Annotated in this window: 14 protein-coding genes and 1 pseudogene; 4 read left to right on the top strand and 11 right to left on the bottom strand. The window is 66.5% G+C overall.

Annotated elements, in window-relative coordinates:
* Window positions 1-92, bottom strand: a 92-nt coding sequence (locus DIE21_RS27275; RefSeq protein WP_124488979.1) for an SDR family NAD(P)-dependent oxidoreductase, incomplete at its 3' end; no start/stop codon positions are given.
* A 52-nt stretch (window positions 93-144) separates the two neighbouring features.
* Window positions 145-885: an acetoacetate decarboxylase gene (locus DIE21_RS27270; RefSeq protein WP_124500594.1), complete on the bottom strand. Its 741-nt coding sequence runs from the start codon at window positions 883-885 to the stop codon at window positions 145-147.
* Between the two features lie 455 nt (window positions 886-1,340).
* Here DIE21_RS27270 and DIE21_RS27260 point away from each other — a divergent pair, with 455 nt between their 5' ends.
* Window positions 1,341-1,922, top strand: coding sequence for an undecaprenyl-diphosphatase (locus tag DIE21_RS27260; protein ID WP_124500593.1), 582 nt, complete (start codon window positions 1,341-1,343; stop codon window positions 1,920-1,922).
* 39 nt (window positions 1,923-1,961) lie between these two features.
* On the opposite strand, the gene DIE21_RS27255 is transcribed toward DIE21_RS27260, so the two are convergent.
* From DIE21_RS27255 to DIE21_RS27240, 4 genes are all read right to left on the bottom strand, one after another.
* Window positions 1,962-2,186, bottom strand: coding sequence for a hypothetical protein (locus tag DIE21_RS27255; protein ID WP_124500592.1), 225 nt, complete (start codon window positions 2,184-2,186; stop codon window positions 1,962-1,964).
* Between the two features lie 119 nt (window positions 2,187-2,305).
* Window positions 2,306-3,127 carry a siderophore-interacting protein gene (locus DIE21_RS27250; protein ID WP_124500591.1) on the bottom strand — a complete coding sequence of 274 codons (822 nt, stop codon included), beginning with the start codon at window positions 3,125-3,127 and terminating at the stop codon, window positions 2,306-2,308.
* A 38-nt stretch (window positions 3,128-3,165) separates the two neighbouring features.
* A complete protein-coding gene (locus DIE21_RS27245; protein ID WP_124500590.1) occupies window positions 3,166-3,873 on the bottom strand; it encodes a PadR family transcriptional regulator in 708 nt (235 codons plus the stop codon).
* A 340-nt stretch (window positions 3,874-4,213) separates the two neighbouring features.
* Window positions 4,214-5,164 (bottom strand): helix-turn-helix domain-containing protein, encoded by a 951-nt coding sequence (locus DIE21_RS27240; RefSeq protein ID WP_124500589.1) that lies wholly within the window; start codon window positions 5,162-5,164, stop codon window positions 4,214-4,216.
* A 422-nt stretch (window positions 5,165-5,586) separates the two neighbouring features.
* On the opposite strand from DIE21_RS27240, the gene DIE21_RS27235 reads away from it, so the two are divergent.
* Both DIE21_RS27235 and DIE21_RS27230 read left to right on the top strand, forming a co-directional pair.
* Window positions 5,587-7,185 carry a GMC family oxidoreductase gene (locus DIE21_RS27235; protein ID WP_124500588.1) on the top strand — a complete coding sequence of 533 codons (1,599 nt, stop codon included), beginning with the start codon at window positions 5,587-5,589 and terminating at the stop codon, window positions 7,183-7,185.
* A 41-nt stretch (window positions 7,186-7,226) separates the two neighbouring features.
* The gene (locus DIE21_RS27230; RefSeq protein ID WP_124500587.1) at window positions 7,227-8,714 is read left to right on the top strand and encodes an NAD-dependent phenylacetaldehyde dehydrogenase; all 1,488 of its coding nucleotides are present in this window, start codon (window positions 7,227-7,229) and stop codon (window positions 8,712-8,714) included.
* 70 nt (window positions 8,715-8,784) lie between these two features.
* On the opposite strand, the pseudogene DIE21_RS27225 reads toward DIE21_RS27230, so the two are convergent.
* From DIE21_RS27225 to DIE21_RS27215, 3 genes and pseudogenes are all read right to left on the bottom strand, one after another.
* A pseudogene (locus tag DIE21_RS27225) lies at window positions 8,785-9,097 on the bottom strand (porin); the annotation flags it as partial.
* Window positions 9,098-9,216: 119 nt separating this feature from the next.
* Window positions 9,217-10,164 (bottom strand): aldo/keto reductase, encoded by a 948-nt coding sequence (locus tag DIE21_RS27220; protein WP_124500586.1) that lies wholly within the window; start codon window positions 10,162-10,164, stop codon window positions 9,217-9,219.
* 378 nt (window positions 10,165-10,542) lie between these two features.
* Entirely contained in the window at window positions 10,543-11,163 is a 621-nt protein-coding gene (locus tag DIE21_RS27215) for a LysE/ArgO family amino acid transporter (RefSeq protein ID WP_124500585.1), read from the bottom strand.
* 106 nt (window positions 11,164-11,269) lie between these two features.
* Here DIE21_RS27215 and DIE21_RS27210 point away from each other — a divergent pair, with 106 nt between their 5' ends.
* Window positions 11,270-12,163, top strand: a complete 894-nt coding sequence (locus DIE21_RS27210; protein ID WP_124500584.1) for a LysR family transcriptional regulator ArgP — start codon at window positions 11,270-11,272, stop codon at window positions 12,161-12,163.
* Between the two features lie 47 nt (window positions 12,164-12,210).
* On the opposite strand, the gene fnr is transcribed toward DIE21_RS27210, so the two are convergent.
* Together fnr and DIE21_RS27200 are read right to left on the bottom strand one after the other, a co-directional pair.
* Entirely contained in the window at window positions 12,211-12,957 is a 747-nt protein-coding gene (gene fnr / locus DIE21_RS27205) for a fumarate/nitrate reduction transcriptional regulator Fnr (RefSeq protein WP_124500583.1), read from the bottom strand.
* Window positions 12,958-13,114: 157 nt separating this feature from the next.
* Window positions 13,115-13,582, bottom strand: coding sequence for a universal stress protein (locus tag DIE21_RS27200; RefSeq protein ID WP_124500582.1), 468 nt, complete (start codon window positions 13,580-13,582; stop codon window positions 13,115-13,117).
* Window positions 13,583-13,813: the final 231 nt, after the last annotated feature.

Here is a 13,813-nt window from a genome sequence, read left to right as displayed (position 1 = left end):
GCGCCCGCCTTCGCGAGCTCCAGTGCGATTTCCTTGCCGATGCCGCTTGCGGCGCCCGTGACGACTGCGGTCTTGCCATTCAGGTTGCTCATTTCGAATTTCCCGTGGTGAAAGGATTGACAGGGAGAAAGGACTGCGGACGTATTACTGAGCCAGGTAATCGTAGACGACTTCGCCGAGGCCGAGTGTCAAATCCGCGACGATATGGCGGGCCTCGACGATCTCGAGCACCGGCAGGTCGGCCACCGGCGCGAGCGCGTGCGGCGCCAGTTCGAGCGACGCGGGGCCCGTCCACGCGCCCTTCATCCTGATGTCCTGCATGTAGTAGCGCACCAGTTCGCACACGCGTGCGGTGCCGTCCACGTGCGGGATGATCTTCAGCAGGAAGTTCGGGCCGGCGAGGCGCTTCGTCTGCTCGTCGATGTCGAGTTCCTTGTGCTTGTAGCCCATCGTGCCGGTCGCGACGCGCACCTTGCCGTAGTCGAGCGTACCCAGGATGTGATCGGTGTTCACGTGCAGCGTGGGCGACGCGAGCTTCTTCGGGAAGCCCCACAGCTCGCGGCCGCCGGCGATCGGCGGGTGATCGTCGAGATACATCGCGAGCGTGTAGCCGCCGGCCTGGCCGTTGTATTCGACGGGGATCACCTGGCCGCTTTCGGTGTAGTCGCCGAAGCCGGTCGAATCGGCCATGCGAATGAATTCGTAATGCACGAGCGGCTCGGTGATCTGCAGCGGCTCGGGGACGATTTCACGCAGACGGTCGGGATCGGTGCGATACGTGATGATCAGAAACTCACGATCGACGAAACGGTACGGGCCCATCGGGAACGCAGGGCTGGTCAACGGCATCGCAAACGCTTTCGATCGGACATCGCTGGGTTTCATGCGGACTCCTTGTTGTTGATCGCTTCGTGGATGAGTGCTCGTAAGCCCGTAATCCTATGCCTGTGCGTTGCCGTTGTGCGATGCCGCATTTGGAATTAATTGTTGCCGATTTCGAATTATTTGCAACGCAAATATTGAGACGAACGGCGCATACGGCATGGAGCGCGCGTGGCGGTCCGATCCTCGCACACGTCAATGACGCCACGATGTGAAAAAGGTGAGCCTTTCCGGGACGGTTGGTGAGCTTTTACGGGAGACGGTCGTGCGGAAATGTGACAATTGTGTGAACTTGTGTTGCAGTGCGGGCTCTAAGTGCCTTCGCGCGCGGTGCACGGGTCCGTCCTGATCGCCGGTCGCCCGACGCATTAAGCAATGCTTAAGCGAATGCGCCCTAGCATCGTTCGCATTCGACCGGTACGCCCGGTCCCATCATTACGCCCCACGCAACCGGATTCATGCAGAACCTCAATCTCACCCTGTTTTCCGCCTTCAATGCCGGCGCCGCGCCGCACCCCGGCGTTGCCCGCCTCGCGATCTTCGCCGCCGACTGGCTCGTCTATGCGCTGCCCGCGATGCTGCTGCTGACCTGGATCTTCGGCGAGCGCCCGACGCGTCGCCAGGCGATCGAAGCCGGCGTCGGCACGTGCGTGGCGCTGGCGCTCGCGCAGGTGCTCGGCCATTTCTGGTTCTCGCCGCGGCCGTTCATGGCCGGCGTCGGCACGCAACTGATTCCGCATGTGCCGGACAGCTCGTTTCCGAGCGATCACATGACGTTCGCGTGGAGTCTCGCGGTCGGCATGATGCTCGCCGGCACCACGCGGCTGACAGGCTTCGTGATGGCCGCGATGGCCGTCGCGATTGCATGGGGTCGTGTGTATGCGGGCGTGCATTGGCCGTTCGACATGGCCGGCGGTGTGCTGGTCGGCACGACCGGCGCACTGGCCGCGCATCTGTACGGGCAACGCGTGGTCGAGCTGCTCGAACGGATCGGCGATGTCGTGCACGCGGTGATGATGGGGCGCGAGCGCGCGCCCTGAGCCCGGGAACCACGCGGATAAGACTTCGTCCGGACGCCTTCAACCAGGCGTCTTGGCTGCGTCGGCCGATGCCGATGTGCTGCCGCCTGCTTCGTGCAGTTCAGGCGTTTCGCCCGGGTGCTGGGCGGCGTCGCGTTCGAGAGAACTTTCCTTCAGGATCGCGCACATCGCGACGAACAGCGCGAGCACGACGGCCGCCAGGCCGCAATAGCCGGCGATCTTCAGGTTGCGAAGGAAAGGCGAAGCGTGGCTTTCTTTTGTCATGACCGGGCGCTCCTGGGCGGGCTGCGGCGGCTGTCGCACGACAGCGGCGTCGCAGACATACATATATACCAGCCACGCCGCCGATGCCAAGCCCGCCGATGCGCGGGTGCCCGTTCGCGTCAGTCTTCCAGCGTTTCATGCACGGCCGCCGCGCCGCGCTTCCAGTAGGCCGCCGCGCGGATGCGCGACTTGTCGACGCCGCGCTCGCCGGTCAGGTGCTGACGCACCGCGCGCATCGACTGCGCTTCACCGGCCGCCCACACGTAACCGTCGCCGGAGGACGGTAGCGGCAGCTCGCGCACGGTATTCAGCAGCACGTCGCCGTCCGCCGCGTCGGCTTCGGCGCGAAAGCGCCAGATTTCATGCACGTCGGCGCGCGTATCGAACGCGATCTGCGCGGTGCGATCCGCGACTTCCAGCACGACCGCCGCGCGCGTGCCGGCCGGCAATTGCTCGAGGCGCCGCGCGACCGCCGGCAGCGCCGTATCGTCGCCGATCAGCAGATGCCAGTCGAAATCGATCGGGACCACGAACGAACCGCGCGGGCCGCCGATACCGAGCCATTGGCCGACGCGGGCCTGCGCCGCCCATTGCGATGCGGGACCCGGATGGTTCAGCACGAATTCGAGATCGAGTTCGCAGGCGGCGCGGTCGAAGCGGCGCGGCGTGAAATCGCGCGCGACCGGCTTCGGCTCGCCTTCGGGAAACTCGGGGCCGTTCGGGCCGAGCGTCGGCATCGCGGGCCGCTCGGCGCCGGGCGCCGGGAAAAACACCTTCACGTGGTCGTCGAACGACGACGATTCGAAATCCGCGAGGTCGGGGCCGCCGAGGGTCACGCGCAGCAGGTGCGGCGTCACCGCGTGCACGCGCACGACCTGCAGCTGGCGGAACTTGAGGGTATGGCGCACACGGGTGACGGCGCGTTCGGATGGGTTCTGCATCAATCCGTTCTCCTATGGTTTTGACGAGGCGGCGCGGGTTACGCGCCGGTGCCGCCTTCGATTTCGGCCGTCGCGCGGCGCATGATCGCCGCGATACGCCGCTGCTCGTCGGCATCGGCGGCGCTCTTGTGGAGCAGCGCCCGCTTCAGTGCGAGGCGGGCCTCGACGAACTCCGGCAGCCAGCCGGGCTGCGCTTCGTCCTGCGCTTCGCTGCCCGCCGACTCGCCGGCGAACGCGCGGCGCATGAATTCCATCTTGCGCGCGAGGTGCGTGAGGCGCGCGAACAAGGTGTCGACGCGTTCGCGCTGTGCATTGAGATGCGCGCGGCCGGCGTCGGTCAGTGCATAGCGCTTGCGGTTGCCTTCCGCCTGCGATGCGACGAAGCCGACTTCCTCGAGATACGTGAGTGCCGGGTACACCATGCCGGGGCTCGGGCTGTAGAAACCGTTCGAGCGCGTGTCGAGCGCCTTGATCAGTTCGTAGCCGTGGCTCGGTTGCTCGGCGACCAGCGCGAGCAGCAGCAGCTGGAGATCGTCGGAGCTGAACTGGCGGCCGCGCGGCATGCCGTCGTCGCCGAAATCGCCAAAGCCGCGTCCGCCACGGCCGCCGAACGGGCCGCCGCCAAACGGGTCGTGGCCGCGGCGATGGCGGCCGATCGCGTGCCAGAGGCCGGCGAACCAGTCAGGGCCGGCATGCGCACCATGACCGTCGCATCGGGCATGGCCGCGGGAGGGGTTGTGTCGCATGATCGTGTCCTATATGTCGTAAAACATATCTAAAGATATATATCGAAAGATAGGGTGTCAAGGACGGAATATTGGGGATGAAACGGCGGCGGGGCTCGAACGGTGAGGAATGTGGCGTGGCATCGCTTGCCCGGGTTGCGTGCGTCTGGCGAGCCGGTTCGGTCGTCGCGGCAATTGCTTGCATTGCTCTGGTCCGGCACCTGTCGCCCGGGTAGCCAACGATAGAAAGGGGCTCGCCAACGACGCGATGAAGTTGCCCATCCGTCCGTGAGTGAAAGGTCGACAACGGCTCGCTGTGATCCGCCTGACGCATCCGCGCAACCGCCGCATGTGGATCGCGTCACGCGACGGGCGCATTCCGATACGCGACCCGATACGCCCCCGGACTACACCCGAACCGCGCCTTGAACGCCCGCCCGAAATGCGTGATATCCGAAAACCCGCACGCGATCGCCAACTCCAGCAGCGTGCGATTGGTATCCGCCGGATCCTCCAGCGCGCGCCGGCTCGCCTGCAGCCGGTATTCCTGGATCAGGCTCTGCGGGGTCCGCTCGGTCGCGGCCAGCGCGCTGTACAGCGTGCGCCGTGACACGTTCAGCGCGCTCGCCAGCTTGTCCGGCGACAGATCGGGATCGCTGTAGTGATGCGACAGATAGATTTCCGCGTTCATCCGCAGCGTCGCGCTGCGCGCATCGGCGCCGGTCAGCGAATCGCTCGCCTCGCGGCGGATCACCGAATCGAGCAGCATCAGCGTCGACTGCTCGAAGCCGAACAGGCTTTCCGGATCGTTCGGCACCTGCCCGTCCATCAGGTAATGGATCGATTGAAGGGCCAATTGCGCATTGCCGACGGTCCGACGCACCTGCACGCCCTCGCGCTCCACGAACCAGCGCCACATCGTGCCGCTTCTCGGCGGTGTCAGCGCGGCGACGAAGCGTGATGCGTTCGCCGATTCGATCATGTACGGCTGCGTCGCATCGTAGATCACCCACTCGCCCGGATTGACGGTCGACGTCGCGTTGCGCTGCGTGACGCGGCTCTGTCCGGCGATCTGGAACAGGATCTTGTAGCAGTCGCTGTCGGCGCGCGACGCGAGCGAGCGGTCGCGATCGACGCGGATCGCGGTGGTGTCGACGTCCGCCATGCGCAGGCCGCCAACCGTGGCAACCCGCACCGACATCCGGAACTGCGGGCCGGTGTCGTGAAAGACCAGCGGCAGGAAGCTGTCAGCGATCAGGTCGCGCAGATTCGCGCTGCTGTTGCTGGCGTCGACGACGAGTTCGTGTGCCATTGCCGGAAGAGGGAGAGGGCCGGGGAACGCGTCAAGGTTAATGCAAACGGCCGGGACGCGCGTTCAGACGCGGCCATTGTCGGGAGCCCGGCCCTGCAGCGTCAATCGTGGTTTCTCCACGTTCCCCAGGGCCGCCGCGGCACGGCATCGATCTGCACGCTGAAGCCAAAAGTATGCACGCAACGCCGATCGGCGCTTGCGGCGCGTCCCTAGAATCGACAAGCGGTCGGCAAGCTGTCCTGTCGAATCGGGCGTGCGCTCACGCGCAGCCCGTCGGCGCGTCGAATCGCACGGGCTGGCTCGCGCCATGAAAAACAACCACCGATTTTCAAGGAGACCCCGCCGAAGGCCGGGCGACGAACGCATGCGGCGACTGCGCGCGCCGGCGAACGTGGCGCGGACGACAGCGGGCGCATACCAGGATGTCCGATAGAACTTTCGACTACATCGTCATTGGCGCCGGCTCGGCGGGCTGCACGATCGCGACCCATCTCGTCGAGCGCCGCAAGGGCACCGTGCTGTTGCTGGAAGCGGGCGGCCACGACAAGGATCTGTTCATCCATATGCCGGGCGGGTTGGCGAAGGCCATTCCGCGCTACACGTGGCCGTATGCGGCCGAGCCGTCGGACGACGTGAAGGGCCGCTCGATCGCGGTGCCGCAGGGGCGCGTGCTCGGCGGCTCCAGCTCCGTCAACGGGATGCTGTACGTGCGCGGGCACCGCAACGACTACGACCGCTGGGAGACCGAGTTCGGCTGCAAGGGCTGGGGCGCGGACGACATGCTGCGCTACTTCGCGAAGGCGGAGAACAACGAATCGCTGACGGCGCCCTATCACGGCAACAAAGGGCATCTGCAGGTCACCGAGATCCGCTATCGCCATCCGCTGTCGCAGGCGTTCGTGCGGGCGGGCCAGCAGATGGGGCTCGACTACCTGATCGACTACAACGGCGAGCGGCAGGAGGGCGTCGGGTTCTATCAGGCAACGATCTTCAACGGCGAGCGCGGCTCGACGGCGGCGACGTATCTGAAGTCGATCCGGAACCGTCCGGAATTCAGCCTCGAAGTCGATGCGCTGGTCGAGCGCGTCGACATCGAGGGCGGCCGCGCGACCGGCGTCACGTATCGGCAGGGCAACCGTCGCGTGACCGCGCGCGCCCGGGCGGAAATCATCGTGTCGGCCGGCGCGATCGGCTCGCCGAAGATCCTGCAGTTGTCCGGCATCGGGCCGCGCAAGGTGCTCGAGGAGGCCGGCGTGCAGGTCCGGCACGTGCTGCCGGTGGGCGAGAACTTCCACGATCACCTGCACATGTCGGTCAACGCGACGATCCGCACGCCGGTGTCGCTCTACGGCCAGGACCAGGGATGGCGCGCATTGAAGCACGGCATCCAGTGGAAGTGGTTCCGCTCGGGCATCCTGACGTCGCCGGTGCTCGAAGGGTTCGCGTTCGTCGATACCTGCGGGCAGGGGCAGCCGGACGTCCAGTTCCATTTCCTGCCGACGATCGACTCGTTCGACGATCCGATCGGCGTGACGGCGGGCCGCACGCACGGGATCACGATCAAGACCGGCCATCTGCAACCGCATTCGCGCGGCCGCGTGACGATCCGCTCGTCGAACCCTCACGAGCTGCCGCGCATTGACGGCCGGTATCTGGCCGATCGCCGCGACGTCGATGGCCAGATCCGGGCCGCGAAGCTCGCGCTGAAGATCCTGCGCCAGCCGGCGCTCGCGGATCACGTCGACGAGATCTTCTCGCCGGACTGCCCGCCCGACGACGACGCGGGGATCGAGGACTGGGTGCGCGGCGCCGCGAAGACGGTCTATCACCCGGTCGGCACCTGCCGGATGGGCACGGATGCGGCGTCGTCCGTCGTCGACCCGCAACTGCGCGTGCACGGTATCGCGGGGCTGCGCGTGGCCGACAGCTCGACGATGCCGAGCATCCCGAGCGGCAACACGAACGCGCCGACCATCGCGCTCGCCGAGAAGGCGTCGGACCTGATCGCCAACGCGGCCTGATCGGATCTTTCACATTCAATTCGATTTCCGGAGGAATACAGATGGCACTGGTTCGGATGCTGGACGAAGTCAAGACGTTTCTCGCGCGCGAACACGGTCACTACATCGACGGCCGCGCGGTGGCCGGCCGCGGCGAACGGATCGACGTGCGCGATCCGGCCACGCGCGCGGTGATCGGCTCCGTCGCGCAGGCGACCGACGACGACGTCGAAGCCGCGATCGCGTCGTCGCATCGCGCGTTTGGCGGCGAGTGGGCAAACCTCACACCGGCCGATCGCGAGCGCATCCTGCTACGCTTCGCAGACCTGATCGACGCACACGGCGAAGAGATCGCGCAGATCGAAACCGCGCAGTCGGGCAAGCTGATCGGGTTGTCGCGCGTGATCGAGGTCGGCTGGTCCGCCCGCTGGCTGCGCTACTACGCGGGCTGGGCCACGAAGATCGCGGGCGAAACGCTCGCGCCGTCGTTTCCGAGCATGAATGGCGAGCGCTACACGTCGTTCACGCTGCGCGAGCCGCTGGGCGTCGTGTTCGGGATCATTCCGTGGAATTTCCCGGTGATGATCCCCGTGTGGAAATTCGGCGCGGCGCTCGCGACCGGCAATACGGTGCTGATCAAGTCGTCGGAGTTCACGCCGCTCACGATGCTGCGCATCGCCGAGCTGGCGACCGAAGCCGGTTTGCCGCCCGGCACGCTGAACGTGATCAACGGTACCGGCCAGGTCGGCGCGAAGGTGATCCGCGATCCGCGCGTGGCGAAGGTGTCGTTCACGGGTTCGGTGCCGACCGGCCGCATCATCGGCGAGCAAGCCGTCAACGCGAATTTCACGCGCTTCACGCTCGAGCTGGGCGGCAAGAATGCGGCGGCGTTCCTGCCGGATACGCCGGTCGACAAGATCCTGGACGGCATCGTCGAGGCCGGGTTCCTGCATAGCGGGCAGGTGTGCGCGTCGGCGGAACGCTTCTTCGTGCACCGTTCGAAATTCGACGAGGTGGTCGAGAAAATGAAGGCGCGCCTGGACAGCTTCCAGCCGGCCGACCCGATGGACGACGCCGGGATGATCGGCCCCGTCTGCAACGAGCCGCAGTTCCGCAAGTGCCTCGATGCGTTCGAGCTGGCGCGTTCGGAAGGCGACACGATCGTCACCGGCGGCGGCGCGTATGCGCGGGACGGCTTCTACGTGAAGCCGACGATCGTGCTGCCGCGCTCGCTGGATTCGGCTTCGTACCGCAAGGAGATCTTCGGGCCGGTCGGTGCATTCGTGCCGTTCGACGACGAGGAAGCGCTGATCGCGATGATGAACGACACGCCGTTCGGGCTGACCGCGAGCCTGTGGACGAACGATCTCTCGAAGGCGCTGCGCTACGTGCCGCGGATCGAAGCCGGCACCGTGTGGGTGAACATGCACACGCTGGTCGACCCGGCCGTTCCGTTCGGCGGCGCGAAGGGTTCCGGTATCGGCCGCGAGTATGGCTCGTCGTTCATCGATGCGTATACCGAGCCGAAATCGGTGACCATTCGCTTCTGATGGCAGAGCGCCAACATAAGTCCCGCCCGGCGCGAACCGGGCGGGTGTTTCTGTCCAAGACGACGGCGTTTCAGAACCGCGTACTGAACCCGATCCGCGCAACCGACTGCAGCGCGCCGCTCGACGCGCCGTTCGCGTCCATCACGCCGTTGATCTGCGCGTTGCTGCACACCCGCGACATACACCATCGTGCGCTTCGACAGCCAGTACTGGACGGCGGCCAGGAGCTGGTGCGCATGCGCGTTGTCGAGCGTGTCGTTGCCCTTCATGTACGTGTAGCTCGCGCCGATCACCCAGGCCGGCGACGGATGCCATGCCGCGCCGGCTTCCGCCGGCCACGCGCCCGCGCCGTTCCACGCGTTGTGCACGGTCGTGAAGAACGATGCGCGGCATTACCGACGCATCGCGGATCCGCAATCCGTCAATCCGTCGATCCGTCGATCCGTCGATCCGTTGAACCGCGAACCCCGCGGTTCAAGCTACCGGCCCGCCGCGGGCGACCTCAGACCGCGCTGGCCTCGTCGATCTTGCGGATATCTTCATCATCGAGCTGCACGCGGATCGCTTCGCCGAGCAACGCGAGCTGCGCGAGCGACGTCGCGCTCGCGATCGGTGCGGTGATCGTCGGCCGCGCGATCTGCCACGCGAGCGCGATCGCGGCCGGTTGCGTGCCGTGCTTCGCCGACACGTCGTCGAGCGCCGCGAGAATGCGCAGGCCGCGTGCGTCGAGATAGCCGGCGACGCGATCGCCGCGCACGCTCTTCTTCAGATCGGCCTCGCTGCGGTACTTGCCCGACAGGAAGCCGCTCGCGAGCGCGTAGTAGTTGACGACGCCGAGCTTCAGGTCGCGCACGACCGGTTCGAGATCGCGCTCGTATTCGGCGCGGTCGACCAGGTTGTATTCCGGCTGGATCACCTGGTACGCGGGCAGGCCGTCGCGCTTGCTGATGTCGGCGGCTTCGCGCAGGCGTGCGCCGCTGTAGTTCGACGCGCCGATGATGCGCACCTTGCCCGCGTCGATCAGCGCCTGGTAAGCGCCGAGCGTTTCCTCGAGCGGGGCCGTGTCGGCGAGATCGCGGTGCGAGAAATACAGGTCGATGTAGTCGGTCTGCAGGCGGCGCAGCGAATCGTCGGCGGCCTTCCGGATGTTGTCCTTCGTCAGGCCGGCGCGCGCCTCGAGCAGGCCGACCTTGGTCGCGATCACGACCTGGTCGCGCTTGCCGGAACGCTTGAGCCACTTGCCGATGATCGTTTCCGATTCGCCGCCGCTGTTGCCGGGCGCCCAGGCCGAATAGACGTCGGCCGTGTCGATGAAGTTGATGCCGGTGTCGGCGAGCGCGTCGAGCAGCGCAAACGATGCGTTCTCGTCGACGGTCCAGCCGAAGACGTTGCCGCCGAAGGCGAGCGGGGAAACCTGGAGGTCCGACGTGCCGAGGGTGCGTAGTGCCATGTTGCTCTCCGAAATCTGCGGGGTAAGGGGATCGAACGACGGGAGCGGCCGAGTTGAAGGCGACGGGACGGCGGATGGGCGAAGCGCTTTCGCCGTGGTCGCGGGGCGCTCGAACATTCTCGCCGATCGACCGGAATCGTGCAGCGGGCGCGCGGCCGCGGAGACGGAGGACTTGCCGCGGATAACGGATGCATCGTCCGCTGCGTGATTGATCCGTACGGCCGGGTTTGATCGAGAACCGGATTTCGCCGTGGCTGGGCGCGGCAGGGAGCGGGGCGAGGCGAGCAGAAGCCAGGCGTACTGCGTCGCTGCGTCGGAGCGGAACGGAATGAAAACGGGCGGCAAGTGCCGCCCGCGATCGGTCATTGATGAAGCGGGTTACCGCAACTGCACGGCCGCCAGAAACAGCACCATGCTGCCGATCGCGCCATCCAGCACGCGCCACGCGACGGCCTTGCGGAACCACGGCGCGAGCAGTCGCGCACCATATCCGAGCCCGAGGAACCACACGACACTGACCGACATCGCGCCGATCGCGAACGCGACGCGTGCGCCTTCCGGCTCGCGCGCACCGGCCGTGCCGATCAGCAGAAATGTATCGAGATACACGTGCGGGTTGAGCCAGGTGAACGCGAGCGTCATCAGCACGATCGCGACCGCGCCCTGCGGCGGCGGCGCGACGGCGTCGCCGCGGACGTCGAGCGTTTCATGCCCCGGCTTGAACGCCCGGCGCAGCGCGTTGAAGCCGAACCATGCGAGATACACGAGGCCGACGTACAGCACCACGTGGACGAAGGTCGGATAGCGTTCGACGAGCACCGACGCACCGCCGACGCCCGCGCCGATCAGGATCATGTCGGACAGCGCGCACAGCAGCACGATCTTGCCGACATGCGAGCGCATGATGCCTTGCCGGAGCACGAAGGCGTTCTGCGCGCCGATGGTGACGATGAGCGACCCGCACAGGGCGGCGCCGTGGGAAAAAGCGATCCAGTTCATGATGGTGAGAGGTGAAGCAGTAGACGGGTGAATCGGTTGGCGCTAGTCTGCGGTCGACGAGGACATAAGAGAAGCTAATTCACCTAATGCAGATTAAGGAAATCTAATGCTCGACTATGCGTTGCTCGACGCCCTTGCGGCGGTGATCCGGCACGGTTCGTTCGAACGGGCGGCCAAGGAGCTGAACGTTACGCCGTCGGCGGTATCGCAGCGCGTGAAACTACTGGAGGAGCGCGTCGGCAGCGTGCTGGTCAAGCGCGGGCAGCCGTGCGTCGCGACGACGTCGGGCGCGCTGCTGTGCCGGCATACCGAACGCGTGCAATTGCTCGAGGCCGAGCTGGGCGGCCGGATGCCGGCATTACCGGGTCAGATCGCGAGCGCATGGCCCACGTTGCGCGTGGCCGTCAACGACGACAGCGTCGCGACCTGGTTCATCGACGCGGTCGGGCCGTTCTGTACCGAGCGCAAGACCTTGCTCGACCTCGTGATCGACGACCAGGACTATACGGCCGCGCGTATTCGCGACGGCAGCGTGCAGGGCGCGGTGACCGCGCAGGCCGAGCCGATCCAGGGCTGCCGGTCGACGCGGCTCGGGCGCATTCGCTATCGGGCGGTGTGTTCGCCGGCGTTTTACGACCGCTATTTCGGCGCGGGCATCACGCGCGATGCGCTGCGTCGCGCGCCGTGCGTGATGTTCAATCCGAAGGACGGCTTGCAGGCGCGCTTCATCCGGCGCGTGACGCGCGCGGATCTCGATCCGCCGCAACACTGGATCCCGCACGTCGCAGGCTACCTGCGCGCATGCGAAACGGGGCTGGGATGGGGGATGTGCCCGGACCGGATGGTCGATCGCCAACTGGAGGCGGGCGAACTGGTCGACATGTCGCGGGGGCGGACCGTCGATATCGAGCTGTACTGGCAGAGCTGGCGCCTGTCGATCGGCTGGCTCGACGATTTCAGCGCGGCGCTCAAGGCGCGCGCCGCGCTGTTTCTCGACTGATCGAAGCGGGAGAGGCCGTTGGCGGCGCTCACATGCGCCGCGCGGAGTCAGACGTGGTGCAGGCCGTCGAAGTCGACGATCTGCACGAGGCGGCCGTGCATTTCGATCAGGCCGCGCTTCTGGAACTTCGACAGCGTGCGGCTGACCGTTTCGAGCGTCATGCCGAGATAGCTGCCGATGTCTTCGCGCGTCATCCGCAAGTTGAATTCCGACGGCGAGTAGCCGCGCTTCAGGTAACGCGACGACACGTCGAGCAGGAACGCGGCGACGCGCTCTTCGGCGTTCAGCGAACCGAGCAGCATGGTTTGCGTGGTTTCGCGCACGATCTGCTCGCTCATCAGCTTGTGCATGCGCAGCTGCATCGAGCCCGCTTCCGAGCACAGCGACTTGAGCGCGCTGTACGGGATCACGCAGACCGAGCTGTCTTCCAGCGCGACGGCGGTGCGCGGGTGGGTATCGTCGCAGATGCCGTCGAGGCCGAGCGCTTCGCCCGCGAGGTGCAGGCCGGTGACCTGTTCGCGGCCATCGTGGCGCGTGGCGACGGTTTTCAGCGAACCCGAGCGCACGGCATACAGGTTGTCGAACGTGTCGCCTTCGCGGAACAGCGCTTCGCCGCGCTTGACCGGGCGCGCCGCGCAGATGACCGACTCGAGGCGGCTGAGTGCTTCGGGTGCCAGGCCCTGCGGCATGCACAGGTGCCGCATTGCGCACGACGAGCAGTGCGGGGCCTGGCGGGGCGCCCAGCTGCCTGCATGGGACGGGGCGGCGGGGCGTGTGGCGACGGGCGTCAACATGATCGTTTACTCCGGCATTGAATCGACGGAATCATTGTCCCACCGCAAGTTGCGGCTGTCGGGTGACAAAACGTCGCGACCGCGCGCACATGCCGCGTGGCGTCGCAACGGCAGGCGTGCATGCCGCAGCGCATCCGCGGTGCGCGCGTTACGCCGCTCAGCCTGCCTGCTCGTCCGTATGCGCGGCGGCCGGAATCAGCAGCACGGGCAGCGTCGCATGCCGCACGCACTGTTCGGCGATGCTGCCGAGCACGAGGCGGCGGAAGCCGCGCCGGCCATGCGTGCCGAGCACCAGCAGATCGGCGCCGAACGCCTTCGCACCGTCGAGAATCAGCGTCGACACGTCGTTGAGCGACGACGCTTCGTTCGTCAGTGTCTCGCCCTTCACGCCCGCCGCCTGCATCAGCTTCCTGAAATCCGCCGCGAGCGCATTGCCTTGCGCGATGAGCTGGTCGCGCAGCACGGACGGATCGTAGCCCGGTACGTTGTAATAGATCGCGGCGTTCTCGACGACGTAGAGCGGCTGCAGTTCAGCACCGTGCTCCTTCGCGAGCGCGAGCGCGGCATCGAACGCGTGGCGGGACGTGTCGCTGCCGTCGACGGCAACCAGAATGCGCTTGTACATAGTGTCTCCGAGTGGCGGGTTGGGCGGAAGCCGGCCGAACGGCCGAGCGGGTCGCGCGTTGCTGCGAGGCAGAGTAAACCAATGGCAGGGACTTTGCAGCGACGTGCCGGTCGTCGCGATCGCGGCGCTTCAGCCGTTGCGGCGGCGTGCGACGGTCGCGAGCCATGCACGCGCTTCACGGTGCGCCGCGCGATGTGCACGGCGGATTCACGAACGCGTGATGACCGCATC

The organism is Burkholderia sp. Bp9140, assembly GCF_003853425.1.
Classification (GTDB): Bacteria; Pseudomonadota; Gammaproteobacteria; order Burkholderiales; family Burkholderiaceae; genus Burkholderia.
The sequence above is the reverse complement of the archived record's forward strand: the minus strand, read 5'-3'. Positions and strand labels throughout refer to the sequence as shown.

What these genes read in the sequence shown, in the direction of transcription:
- DIE21_RS27270 (WP_124500594.1), bottom strand. Translation starts at nt 885, where the DNA reads ATGAAACCCAGCGATGTCCGATCGAAAGCGTTTGCGATGCCGTTGACC.
- DIE21_RS27215 (WP_124500585.1), bottom strand. Translation starts at nt 11,163, where the DNA reads ATGAACTGGATCGCTTTTTCCCACGGCGCCGCCCTGTGCGGGTCGCTC.
- DIE21_RS27245 (WP_124500590.1), bottom strand. Translation starts at nt 3,873, where the DNA reads ATGCGACACAACCCCTCCCGCGGCCATGCCCGATGCGACGGTCATGGT.
- DIE21_RS27220 (WP_124500586.1), bottom strand. Translation starts at nt 10,164, where the DNA reads ATGGCACTACGCACCCTCGGCACGTCGGACCTCCAGGTTTCCCCGCTC.
- fnr (WP_124500583.1), bottom strand. Translation starts at nt 12,957, where the DNA reads ATGTTGACGCCCGTCGCCACACGCCCCGCCGCCCCGTCCCATGCAGGC.
- DIE21_RS27255 (WP_124500592.1), bottom strand. Translation starts at nt 2,186, where the DNA reads ATGACAAAAGAAAGCCACGCTTCGCCTTTCCTTCGCAACCTGAAGATC.
- DIE21_RS27260 (WP_124500593.1), top strand. Translation starts at nt 1,341, where the DNA reads ATGCAGAACCTCAATCTCACCCTGTTTTCCGCCTTCAATGCCGGCGCC.
- DIE21_RS27230 (WP_124500587.1), top strand. Translation starts at nt 7,227, where the DNA reads ATGGCACTGGTTCGGATGCTGGACGAAGTCAAGACGTTTCTCGCGCGC.
- DIE21_RS27200 (WP_124500582.1), bottom strand. Translation starts at nt 13,582, where the DNA reads ATGTACAAGCGCATTCTGGTTGCCGTCGACGGCAGCGACACGTCCCGC.
- DIE21_RS27210 (WP_124500584.1), top strand. Translation starts at nt 11,270, where the DNA reads ATGCTCGACTATGCGTTGCTCGACGCCCTTGCGGCGGTGATCCGGCAC.
- DIE21_RS27250 (WP_124500591.1), bottom strand. Translation starts at nt 3,127, where the DNA reads ATGCAGAACCCATCCGAACGCGCCGTCACCCGTGTGCGCCATACCCTC.
- DIE21_RS27235 (WP_124500588.1), top strand. Translation starts at nt 5,587, where the DNA reads ATGTCCGATAGAACTTTCGACTACATCGTCATTGGCGCCGGCTCGGCG.
- DIE21_RS27240 (WP_124500589.1), bottom strand. Translation starts at nt 5,164, where the DNA reads ATGGCACACGAACTCGTCGTCGACGCCAGCAACAGCAGCGCGAATCTG.